The 10,965-nt window shown below is 43.5% G+C and carries 10 protein-coding genes; 2 read left to right on the forward strand and 8 right to left on the reverse strand.

Translation table 11 applies throughout. The annotated features are described in order from the left end of the window. Nucleotides 1–58 precede the first annotated feature (58 nt). From GR929_RS13695 to GR929_RS13730, 8 genes are all read right to left on the reverse strand, one after another. Nucleotides 59–1,618, reverse strand: coding sequence for a carboxylesterase/lipase family protein (locus GR929_RS13695; protein WP_159520704.1), 1,560 nt, complete (start codon nt 1,616–1,618; stop codon nt 59–61). Nucleotides 1,619–1,629: 11 nt separating this feature from the next. Continuing rightward, nucleotides 1,630–2,496 carry an alpha/beta hydrolase gene (locus GR929_RS13700; RefSeq protein WP_201301014.1) on the reverse strand — a complete coding sequence of 289 codons (867 nt, stop codon included), beginning with the start codon at nt 2,494–2,496 and terminating at the stop codon, nt 1,630–1,632. 60 nt (nt 2,497–2,556) lie between these two features. Continuing rightward, nucleotides 2,557–3,627: a family 43 glycosylhydrolase gene (locus tag GR929_RS13705; protein ID WP_159520706.1), complete on the reverse strand. Its 1,071-nt coding sequence runs from the start codon at nt 3,625–3,627 to the stop codon at nt 2,557–2,559. Between the two features lie 83 nt (nt 3,628–3,710). Beyond that, nucleotides 3,711–6,119: a sugar-binding domain-containing protein gene (locus tag GR929_RS13710; RefSeq protein WP_159520708.1), complete on the reverse strand. Its 2,409-nt coding sequence runs from the start codon at nt 6,117–6,119 to the stop codon at nt 3,711–3,713. 18 nt (nt 6,120–6,137) lie between these two features. Beyond that, complete coding sequence (locus tag GR929_RS13715; RefSeq protein ID WP_159520710.1) at nt 6,138–7,469, reverse strand: serine hydrolase domain-containing protein; 1,332 nt, start codon at nt 7,467–7,469, stop codon at nt 6,138–6,140. Nucleotides 7,470–7,571: 102 nt separating this feature from the next. Then, nucleotides 7,572–8,561 carry an alpha/beta fold hydrolase gene (locus tag GR929_RS13720; RefSeq protein ID WP_159520712.1) on the reverse strand — a complete coding sequence of 330 codons (990 nt, stop codon included), beginning with the start codon at nt 8,559–8,561 and terminating at the stop codon, nt 7,572–7,574. A 51-nt stretch (nt 8,562–8,612) separates the two neighbouring features. Continuing rightward, on the reverse strand, nt 8,613–9,725 hold the full coding sequence (locus tag GR929_RS13725; RefSeq protein WP_159520714.1) for an alpha/beta hydrolase-fold protein: 1,113 nt from the start codon (nt 9,723–9,725) through the stop codon (nt 8,613–8,615). Nucleotides 9,726–9,996: 271 nt separating this feature from the next. Beyond that, nucleotides 9,997–10,356, reverse strand: a complete 360-nt coding sequence (locus tag GR929_RS13730; RefSeq protein ID WP_159520716.1) for a hypothetical protein — start codon at nt 10,354–10,356, stop codon at nt 9,997–9,999. 127 nt (nt 10,357–10,483) lie between these two features. Between GR929_RS13730 and GR929_RS22030 the strand changes: the two genes are divergently transcribed. Then, the gene (locus GR929_RS22030) at nt 10,484–10,660 is read left to right on the forward strand and encodes a tyrosine-type recombinase/integrase (RefSeq protein WP_159520718.1); all 177 of its coding nucleotides are present in this window, start codon (nt 10,484–10,486) and stop codon (nt 10,658–10,660) included. Nucleotides 10,661–10,784: 124 nt separating this feature from the next. Next, nucleotides 10,785–10,965, forward strand: a 181-nt coding sequence (locus GR929_RS21920; RefSeq protein WP_235934328.1) for a hypothetical protein, incomplete at its 3' end; no start/stop codon positions are given.

Below are 10,965 nucleotides of genomic sequence, written 5' to 3' on the forward strand. Positions count from 1 at the left end.
CATGCTCATTTCATTTGATCAGTTTTTATCATTTTAGCGAACGCTTTTGCGCTTTAGGTTATTTCGCCCAGGCTGTTCCTTCAGGAGTCATTCTCCATTTGAAATATTGATCTAAAACTTTAAGCGATTTTTCGCTTGGAACCGGACCAATATGTGGTTGATCGGTCAGGTACATTACATTTGGATTTTCATCGCTAAAGGTTGACCACTCCGGCACGCCTTCTCCATTTGGATCGCCGTATTTTGCAAAATTGGTCCAATACGTCCCCATGGTTTCAGAAAGTTGGCGATCTGATTCTGTAAAATTGTTTCTTTTGATTGAATCAAGCGTCATAAAAGCATAAGCAACATCCTGTCCGTGTGGTGATCCTGCTCCGTACATTGGTGAATCTTCAGGATAATCGGGATGCTGATCGAAATAGTAATAAAATACTTTTGAGTTTCCGGTTTGAGATTGTAGGCGAGCCCAAATCCAGGTTTGCCAGCCAAAGGCAGCATCGCGCATTAAATCGCGTGCTGTTTTTGCCACTTTGTCTTTTCCTGGAGGATAAGCTTCAACCAGTTGATCTGCGAATTTCCCATAGCGTGTTTTTACGTTGGCAATGAATTCTTCGGGTCTTCTTTCACGAGCAAAACTCAGGCCTTCATCGGAATTGTAACCAATTAATACAGGTACATCGTTGTAATTTCCTTCTTTGTATAAATTGGTTTGAACATCGGGAATTACGTGTCCATCAACGATAGGCCAGCCACGTCCGCCCGGTAGTTGGTCGGCCGATACTTTGCGTAATTCAGCGATAGAATTCATTTCAGATTGTTGAACATACGCTTCACCATCAGCTTCGGCTTGTTGTAGGGTTTTCATATTTTCTCCGGGATAAGTTGTAGGGCGAGTTGGTCCAAAAGATCCTCCACTTTGAGAAATTGCACCGCTGAATAATCCTTTCGCCTCGGGTGAAGCACACAACATACTTACCGAAATTCCTCCGGCCGATTCGCCAAAAATGGTTACTTTTTCAGGATCTCCACCAAAGGCCTCAATATTTTCTTTAACCCATTTTAATCCGGCAATTTGATCGAGCAAACCATAATTACCTGAAACCTTGTTCGGGTTTTCAGCACTTAATTCTGGATGTGCCAAAAATCCAAGAATACCAACGCGATAAGCAACTGCAACTACAACCACGTCTTTTTTAGCTAAAGCAGTACCGTTACAAACCGGGTCGGCGGTTGTTCCGGCTCCAAATCCGCCACCATAAATCCAAACCATTACGGGGAGTTTATCTTTTTCTGATTTCGCAGGTGTCCAAACGTTTAGGTAGAGGCAATCTTCACTTTTCCCGGCGGGCGGGTTACCCCACTGAAATGGCGAAGGAGCAAATTGAGTTACCTGTTTAATTCCATCCCATTTTTCGACTGTCTGCGGTGCTTTCCATCGTAAATCGCCTACCGGAGGAGCAGCAAATGGAATACCTTTGAACACTCGTAAGTCGTTTTCGATTAGTCCTTGAACAATACCATCTTGCGTTTCAACGATGGTTGGATCTTGTTCGGTGCAGGAACTTGTGACAGATATAAAAAAAGATGCAATTAGAAGAAACAGTATTCCAGACTTCATTTTAGGTCGTTTTAGTTTTTAAAATTCTTGGTTTTCATTGTCCATCCCGGATATTTCGACAGATCCTTTTTAAGGAATATGGCGGCATTATCCTCGCCTTTAAACTGCCAATCGAGCCAGTCAAGAGCCATTTTTGCAAAAGAACCTCCATATTCTTCGGCATAAGTTCCTCCATGCCCGGCGGTTTCGTGGTTGGCAAAAGCAACAGGTACATTATCAATTCTATCGTAATCGATTATCGCATTTGCATAAGCAATATCAGACTCTCCTCCAATAACATAAATAATATTGCCATGCAGGTTTTTCAATGACTCAGTGCTTGCGCCAGCCATGGTCATATCCCCCATGCCTGCATTAAAAATCATATACGTTTTAATGCGGCCATCATCTGCCACCCGAAATACCTGGGCGCCTCCACATGACATTCCGCCTGCTGCAATTCGGTCTAAATCAACGTTTTTATAATAATCAGTTCCTTTTGTTTTTGCCTGTTCCGATATCCAATCCAGTGCTTTCAGTAGTTCGTCATCAGGCGTGTGCTCATGTTTCCGTTCTTCAACCGTCATTTGAAGTTTACCAATGGCAACTATAAGGTAACCATGTGAAGCAACTTCGGTTAAAAATCGTTCGTGGTGAATGGATGAATTCATGCATCCTCCGTTGGCCCATACTATTACCGGCAGTTTTCCTTCTTCTTTTACTGTCTCTTTTATATTTTCAGGTCTGTAAACTACAAAATCGGGTAACGATTTTTCTGTTGCAGCAATGGCACTGTATTCGCCGCTTCCTCCATTATCTATCACTTTCGTTTTTATTACTTGCCCGAAGTTAACTAGGCTCAAAGCAAGAAATACGCCCATCAATCCAATTTTTTTCATGTTGTGGTGTTTTGTTTTCGATAATACTATTCTCAAAAAAGAGCTTAAATTGGCTGCTTTTTATTCTTTAATTTCTTCATTCGGATTCACTTTCTCATCTTCCGGTTCTTCGAAAACCACGGTTGGCCACTCGGCCCTGTCCCAGGTAATTTCCTTCACAACAAGTTTTGATCGGCCGCGGTCTTTTTTATCGTACCCATGAGCCACAAACCAGGTTTTTCCATCAAAATCGTACACCGCGCAATGACCAATTCCGGCATAGTCCTCATTGGGACCGGCTACATAAGTGCCTCCACCGGCGTACATTGGCACGCCCTCTTTATCGAAATAAGGACCGCGAATATCACGCGATCTTCCAACTATGGTTTCGTAGGTGCTTTCCAGCCCTCTGCAGCAGTAGCCAACCGAAACAAACAGGTAGTAATACTGGTGCCGGCGGTAAATAAACGGCGCTTCAATAGTGCCATCTCCCGGGTCGGTATCGGGCATTCCGAACGTACGCTCCTGCTTGGCAATGGTGTACCACTCCTGCGGTTCGGCCAAAGCGGTCATGGTGGAGTCGAGTTTTACCAACTTAATTCCGCCCCAGAAAGAGCCAAAACTCAGCCAGCCGGTACCGCCTCTTCCACCCCAGCCTCTTTCAAAATAGACGTTAGCATCGATGGCATTCCAGAAATCGCGCCCCGGAACAGATTGAACGATCATTCCATGATCTTCCCACTTATAATCCGGGCTATCCTGATCAAGCGTTGTGTTGGTCATAACACCGATGGCAGAGGTGTTTTTAGCAAATGCTGATGGCGAATAATACAAGTAATACTTGCCATCGTAAAACTGGATATCGGGAGCCCAGTAACCTCCCCGGTATCCGGGAATGATGTCATCAGTCACCCACTCTAACCTGCTCGGCACAGGTTTAATCCGGGTCCAGTTTTCCAAATCGGTACTTTTGGCCATTCCGCCGCCGGTAACAAACAGGTAGAAGGTACTGTCCTGTTGTATCATAACCGGATCGTGGGCGGTAAAACCTTTCGAGTCATCGGGTTGCCAATTGGGTTGTGCGCTAACAAACAATGCTGCGCATAAAAAAAAACATACAAACAGCAGTTTTTTACTTATTCTGAAATCCATAGTTCCTATTTTTTTGAAAGTGCAGCCGGAGAAAAACTCACGACTGCACTTTTCTGATTATTCAAACTCTTTACCGCTTGCGTTTAGTCAATTTCTAACTCCACTGATTTTAAAAGTGGCGAAGATAATTTTACGGTCATCGGTGCATCGGCTGCATCTTTTTTCACATAAACCAGCAAACGGCCGTTAATACAGCGGTGCTTGTTGTCCTGGTAATTCTCGGCCACATTTTGAGATGCATTTTCCATACCGAGTAATGTTCCGCCGCTTACATTGCAGGTAATTTCGGTATCAGCGAGATTTGAATGATTTCCGTTTGCATCCAGAATTTCAAGTCGAATCTGTCGGAGCAGTTCATCGTCGCTTGGGTCAAGTACTTTTGCTTTGATTTCGGCAGCCAACGTATTGGTAACAATTTTATCGGTTGCGGCCACTTCGCCATTTTTATAAGCCACTACTTGAAGCTCGCCCGGCTGATAATCGACATCCCAGGCAATAACACCGGTTTCGTTGTCGTACGGTTTGCGGTCGCCAACTGTTTTTCCGTTAAGCTGCAATTCGGCCTCGTCGCAGTTTGTGTAACAAAGTACCTGAACTTTTGCACCTTCATCATAATTCCAGATCTGCGGTGCATCGGTCGAAAAGCGAGGGCCCCAACGTCTTCGGCCCGTATCTTCGACTTTTTTAACTGTACCGATAAAAGCCATGGGCTCATCAACCCACAACGATTTACGGAAATAACCCCGTGGTTTAATGTTTCCTGCCATATCGAGCAAACCGGACTCAAAACCGCGTGAAGGCCATGCGTGTGCTTCACCTAAGTAATCAATTCCGGTCCACAGAAACTGTCCGAAAATAAAATCGTTGTCTTTTACCGCTTTCCATGCTCCCAAATCATGCCTGTTTTCACTTCCGTAAAGCACTCTTTCAGGATATAATTCATGATCGGTATCATATTTATACTCGGTGTAGTTATACCCAACAATATCAAGAACGAATGGATAATCGGTGTAATTGGACATAACCGCCCCGGCTAAAGCGGCAGTTACAGGCCTCGATGCGTCGGCTTCCTTCACCACTGCAACCAATTCTTTGGCAATATCGCCAAGACGTTCGGCACTCGGATGATCTTCGAGGTATGCTTTAACTGATTGCTGGCTTATACCTTCTTCAGCAAGAACCGGGTGTGTGTAAGGATCGTTTGGATAATCCACTTCGTTACCAATGCTCCACATAATTACCGACGGGTGTTTTCTGTCGCGCATAATTTGGTCCCGTACGTCGCGGCTGCTCCACTCCCTAAAGTATTGCGAAGTTCCCTGATGACCAGGTTCTCCCCTGTTCCAGCCTTCAATCCATTTGTTTTTCGGATATTCCCATTCGTCGAAAGCTTCGTCCATCATTACAAATCCCAGCTCGTCGCACAACTCGTATAAATGTGGTGCCTGTGGATTATGGCTTGTTCTGATGGCGTTAACGCCCAGCGCTTTTAAGGTTTCAAGGCGAGTACGCCAAACGGCTTTAGTAGCAGCGGCCCCTAAAACACCGGCATCGTGATGAATACATACTCCTTTTAATTTGGTATTCACTCCATTTAATGCAAAACCGGTATTCGGATCGAACTCAATTTTACGCAAGCCTGCTTTAATGCTGCTCTCATCAACAAGTTCCGATCCTTTATAAACAAAAGTTTTCAGCGTGTACAAATACGGTGAATCGATGCTCCATAACTCTGGAGACTTGAGTTTTATGTTTTGGCTAAAATCGCTTACCCCTTTTGCTGCGGCTTCGCCATTTGTTGATGTTGATGCAACAAGTTTTCCTGCAGCATTGTACAGTTCGTGAACGATTTTTAGCTTCGACGCTTCGATCGTATTTTTTATGGTTGTATTTACTGTGATTTCGGCTGAATTATTTTGGATTTCAGCTTGATAGGCTACGCCCCATAAATTGATATGAATTGGATTGGCGTAAACCAGGTACACGTCGCGATAAATTCCAGAACCGGTGTACCAGCGCGAATCGGCATCATCGCTGTGGTCAACCCGTACTGCAATTGAGTTCTTTTCTCCCCATTTAATGTAAGGAGTTAAATCGTACATAAACGAAATATAACCATTGGGGCGTTTTCCCACCCATTTTCCGTTGATAAACACTTCGCTGTTATTGTAAACGCCCTCAAAATAGATGTATACTTTGTTTTCTTTTTCGGTTGCAGGAATCTCCATATCTTTCCGATACCAGGCAATTCCACCCGGCAAGTAGCCGGTGCAACTTGCCAGCTCGGGGCTTGCATTTTGTTTTACGGTCCAATCGTGAGGCAAATCGACGGTAGCCCATTTGCTGCAGTCCATTTTTTCACGTCCACCATATTGAACGTCACCCAGATTAAAATACCAGTTATCGTTTATTTTTTCTTTGCGGCCAAAATCCTGGGCATAAGCAGAAATTCCGGCAACAATAAACAGCAATAATAGAAGTAGTTTATTCATATCAGGTAAAGTTTTATGTTATTCGTCAATCAGTTTATATACTTTGCTTAAATATTGAGGGTACAGGTTATCACGGCGTGCCATGTTCATATAAAACAAGGCGACCAGGTCGTTTTCAGGGTCGATAATATATTCAGTGCCAAACATTCCTCCCCAGGCAAATGCTGAGTTAGAAACAGCCGGAACCGGTTTCTTCAGGTCGTTGTACAATTCAAATCCCAGGCCGAAACGAAATCCTTCTCCTCCGGAATTTTCTTCAGGCAGACGATTCACGGTGGTCATCAACTCGATGGTTTCCGGTTTTAAGATTCGGGCACCGTTGAATTCTCCCTTATTCAGCAGCATCTGACAAAATTTGGCATAGTCTTCAATCGGGCCGTTTAAGCCAATTGCACCTTCGCAATAGGTCTGCTGCTCGCTTATTGTTCCTTCGCTGTACATATTTGTTGCGGGTTCCAGCTTTCCATCAGCATAACTGTAAGCTTTTACAAAACGACTTAATTTTTCCGGTTCATAATACCAGTCGGTATCGTTCATTCCAAGTGGAATAAGAATATTTTCCTTCACATAATCCCGCAGCGGCTGACCGGAAATGCGCTCAACCATGTACGCAAGCATATTGGTACTAATGTGGTAACTCCATTCTGTTCCCGGGTCAAATCCCAAGGGGTATTTCACCAAAGCCAGCATCTCCTCTTCAAGGTATTTTGCATTGTAGTTACCGCCACCGCTGTGTTGTCCGGCGGGAGTTTCTTTTGGCATCCTACCTCCAAAACCAGCCGGAGTATCGTTGTTTTTTCTTTCGGCACGTTTTATCTGGCCAACCAATCCGGCATTTAATCCCGATGAATGGGACATCAAATGCGCAAAAGTCATAGGTGTTGTAACGGGCCTGGTTTCGTATGTTCCATCTTCATTTACCGTGGTAACGACTTGATCTGGTATTTCGGGAAAATACGTTGAAACGGGATCATCGACCTGAACCAACCCTTTCTCCACAAGTGTCATAAAAGCTACCGTGGTTATGGCTTTTGTTTGCGAAAACAAGACATAGTAATCGTCAATGGTAGCCGGTATGTTGTTTTCAATATCTTTCAGGCCAAAGGCTTTTTTATAGATAACATTGCCATTTTGAGCGACAAATCCTGCAACACAATTGAGTTTTTCCTGATCGACAAATGATTGAAGCAAGGAGTCAATTTCTTTAACTTCATTTTGATTAACACCGATGTCATTTAGGCTAACATTATGATTGAATTGTTGCGGAAGGGTGTTTTTTTTGTCTTTAACGCCACATGCAAACAATGCGAAGACAAAGATAACTGTCGTTAATATTAGTTTTTTTTTCATTATTTATCTGGTTGATATGATTAATTGATGTTGCAATTTACAACTACTATCAACATAAAGCTAAAAATAGTACTGCTCGTCAGTTAACCGTTTTCGATTGAGTTAGAGTGCTGTTGAAAGAAAATCCCGGATCTCTTTTACTGTCAGCTCCAATTGGTCGTGATGCAAATTATGAGCGGCTCCATCAACATGTACAAGTTTAACTCTTTCTAAATCTGCCACCGACTCTTCATTGGTTTTGCGCCTCTCAGGTGATGTATCTGCTTTCAGTATAAGTGATTTTACCGGAATCTTAGCTAATGCACCTTCGGTATTCATTGTTCCGTGCATCGCCTGCCATGCTGCATCGGAATAGGGTCCGTGATACTGCTTTTTTGATAAGGCCCAGTATTTTACATCGGTGTCGCTCCATTTGGGATTTTCCTTTTTCCCTTTTTCTACCAAGGCATCGAAACTGTAATTGTTCTGTTTAGCTAATGCTTCCGGCTCTCCCATCATGCTAAAAGCAAGCGGATCGGGGTTGGCCTGAGGGCGTTGTGGTGGCGGGCCGTCGCGTCGTGGGCGAGCCGGGCGTTCTCCTGTATTTTTTCGCGGAAGACCAGGATCGAGCATAATTACAGCACTTGCCAAATCGGGATATTCTGCACCAACACGCATTACAGTTGCTGCGCCCATAGAATGCCCCATAATAATCGGCTTGTCAAATTTCATAAGTTCGACAAAACCAACCACGTCTTTCACTAAGGTTTCACCATTGTCGGAAGGCGTAAACGGATCGGACAAACCGTGAGCACGGGCATCAAGCATGTAAATATCATAGTCTTCTTGAAGTTTTAAACTCACATCGGCCCAGCATAAGCCGTTATCGGTTACGCCGTGAACCATCACAATTACAGGTTTAGCAGGTGCCGGAACAGCATGATAATAATGAATACGCACTCCGTTGTTATAGACAAATCCATCAGACCATCCGTCAGGAATTCCCGGAGGATCGGCAGCAACAGCCGTTACCGATACCATGAGTAAAACAATTGCTACTATGTAAGTACAATCGAAGCTGTACCTTTTCTTTGTTGATTCACGTTTTTTCATTCTACTACGTTTTTTATTATTGGCTTGAATAATCTTAAAAAATACCGTTTGTTATTTGAAAATCTTTTGGGCGAAACGACGTAAGTCATGCCGCCACACATACATCGTATGTCCGCCTTCCATTTCAGAGTATTCAGACTCTACCCCATGTTTGGTGAAAAGTGCTCGGGTTGGAGGGGTATTGGCAGAGGCTCCATCGGTACTTCCGCCACAGGTAAAAATGAAATAGTTTAATGTTGAATTTAGTGCTGGAGCCGCCTTTTTAATGAGTTCATCATATTTCTCGTAATTTTCAGGTTGGCTGGTCCACCATCCGGAGCTCATTACGTTGATGTAACTAAATTTATCGGGGTAATAAATCATGGTTTCCAAAACTTCCAGGCCGCCCATCGACAAACCTGCCAACGCCCGGTGGTCGGCATCGTTATAAACCCTGAAATTAGCTTCTACGCAGGGAACGATGTTGTTTGCCAGATCTTCAGCAAAAGTATGGGTTGGAATACTACCATCGGGCATAACAACAACCATCGGCTCAATCTTTCCTTTGGCAAATAAGTTATCCATAATCCAGCCGGCTTTGCCTTGCCCCGGCCAGTTGGTATCGTTGTCGCCACCTCCATGAAGAAGATACAGAACCGGAAGCTTTTCGTTGTTGGCAAAATAAGCCGGGGGTGTCCACACAAACATGCGTCGGGTTGAGTTGGTAGCACTCGATTCGTAATACACAATCGACATTAGCCCGTGCGGAACAGCCTTTTTCTGCCAGAAAAGTGTTTCTCCTTTGGGCGCAATTTCAACCATAGGCCGAAAGTCGGGTACCATCGGGTTTTTCGGATCGTTCACCTTCATCCCATCTACATGAAAATAGTAACGATAAGCACTCGGATCGAGGTCAGCGACAGTTGTCAAGGTCCAAACACCATTGTCGGCACGCTCAATTTTTTCTGCCCGAACATCACCGCCTAACTCTACTTTAGTGGCATCAGGAGCATACAAACGGAAGGTTGCACTGCCGTCGTCATTCATTTCAAACGATACTAAATCGTCGTTCGGTGTTTTTGGACGATTCCCAAAGTTTTGCGCATGTAGTTGCGATGCACCAATAGAAAAAACAAATAGGATAAAAAGGCAACGTAATTCTTCTGAGATAGAAAATTTCTTCATAAGTTAAATTCGATAATTAATTGACAAATGTAGATCGGTAAATTCGTTTTTCACCACAGTTTCAGGTTCGACTGTTCATTACTTAAGCTAAAACGAATCTACTTCGAAGTGAATTCCAGTTAAAGCACATTTTGGACAGAAATAGAAAGAAAACTGCACTTTACTCAATTTTGGAAGTTCTTGACCAAAGGACCACCGATAAGCAAGAAAAATAACGCCAGGCTATGGCATCGCCCGTAAAACCCGATAGATTTCCATTTTGAAATAATTTTCACCATTTCGTCTTTCTGTTTTTTCGTGTATTGTGTGACCAGTTGGTATCGGGCATCAGAAGCGAGGAATTGCCTCCGGTCTTTTTTGGACGGTTAAGCACTAAACGTACATCGGTAAGGGCCTGAACAAAATGGCCAACAATAAGTAAAGCATTGCCAAGAGTAGAGACAGCATGGTTAGCAATATACAAGACATTGTCAGGAGTAGGGACAACATGGTTATCAGTAAGCAGGACATTGCCACGAAGAGGGACAACATTGTCAGCAATATGCAGGACATTGCCAGGAGTAGGGACCACCTGGTCAGCAATGAGTACGACATTGCCGGGAGTGTTCAAATAACCGGGGGTTGTGTTCATCAAACGGTGTCAGCGACTTATTTCAATTTGCTGTTAGTAACAGTCGTTGTTTAGAATGAAGATAAATTAAATTACAGGGACATAGATTTTGTTAAGTTTTGTAAATTGTGGAACGAAATCAACCCACATGTTGCGCCATTCATTTGGCACTCACATGTTGGAACAAGGAGTTGATATTCGTTACATACAAACTATATTGGGACATGAATCGAGTAAAACAACGGAGATTTACACCCACGTGAGTACAAAGTCTCTTGCAAAAATCAAAAGTCCTCTAGACTTGATTTTGAAAGATAAAACATAGATTAACAGACGGTTGCAATCCATAGCATATAGTGGATATATAATACACCCGTCATATACACATACGTTGAGTTTCATTGTGGGAAACAGGCAGTTAGAAAACAGTCACGATTACTGTATTTTGAATGGTAAAATGTTCTAAAAAAAGCCTTGGGGTTAAAAAAAATGCTGAACGCATTTTGGAACCAGGTCTTGGAACGGTGAGACCGTGGAAGCGCGTGCTTCTGACGTCGAGTCGACGGAAAGACCTGACAAAGTTCCCATTTTTTGGCGACAAAGTCAAGGGGGTGGAAAAAATGGAAGGAC

Origin of the sequence: Sunxiuqinia indica (assembly GCF_009847015.1) — a bacterium.
GTDB lineage: Bacteria > Bacteroidota > Bacteroidia > Bacteroidales > Prolixibacteraceae > Sunxiuqinia > Sunxiuqinia indica.

Bases quoted from the DNA above. Each gene is read 5' to 3' on its own strand.
- GR929_RS13695 (WP_159520704.1), bottom strand. From the start codon at position 1,618: ATGAAGTCTGGAATACTGTTTCTTCTAATTGCATCTTTTTTTATATCT.
- GR929_RS13700 (WP_201301014.1), bottom strand. From the start codon at position 2,496: ATGAAAAAAATTGGATTGATGGGCGTATTTCTTGCTTTGAGCCTAGTT.
- GR929_RS13705 (WP_159520706.1), bottom strand. From the start codon at position 3,627: ATGGATTTCAGAATAAGTAAAAAACTGCTGTTTGTATGTTTTTTTTTA.
- GR929_RS13710 (WP_159520708.1), bottom strand. From the start codon at position 6,119: ATGAATAAACTACTTCTATTATTGCTGTTTATTGTTGCCGGAATTTCT.
- GR929_RS13715 (WP_159520710.1), bottom strand. From the start codon at position 7,469: ATGAAAAAAAAACTAATATTAACGACAGTTATCTTTGTCTTCGCATTG.
- GR929_RS13720 (WP_159520712.1), bottom strand. From the start codon at position 8,561: ATGAAAAAACGTGAATCAACAAAGAAAAGGTACAGCTTCGATTGTACT.
- GR929_RS13725 (WP_159520714.1), bottom strand. From the start codon at position 9,725: ATGAAGAAATTTTCTATCTCAGAAGAATTACGTTGCCTTTTTATCCTA.
- GR929_RS13730 (WP_159520716.1), bottom strand. From the start codon at position 10,356: ATGAACACAACCCCCGGTTATTTGAACACTCCCGGCAATGTCGTACTC.
- GR929_RS22030 (WP_159520718.1), top strand. From the start codon at position 10,484: ATGTTGCGCCATTCATTTGGCACTCACATGTTGGAACAAGGAGTTGAT.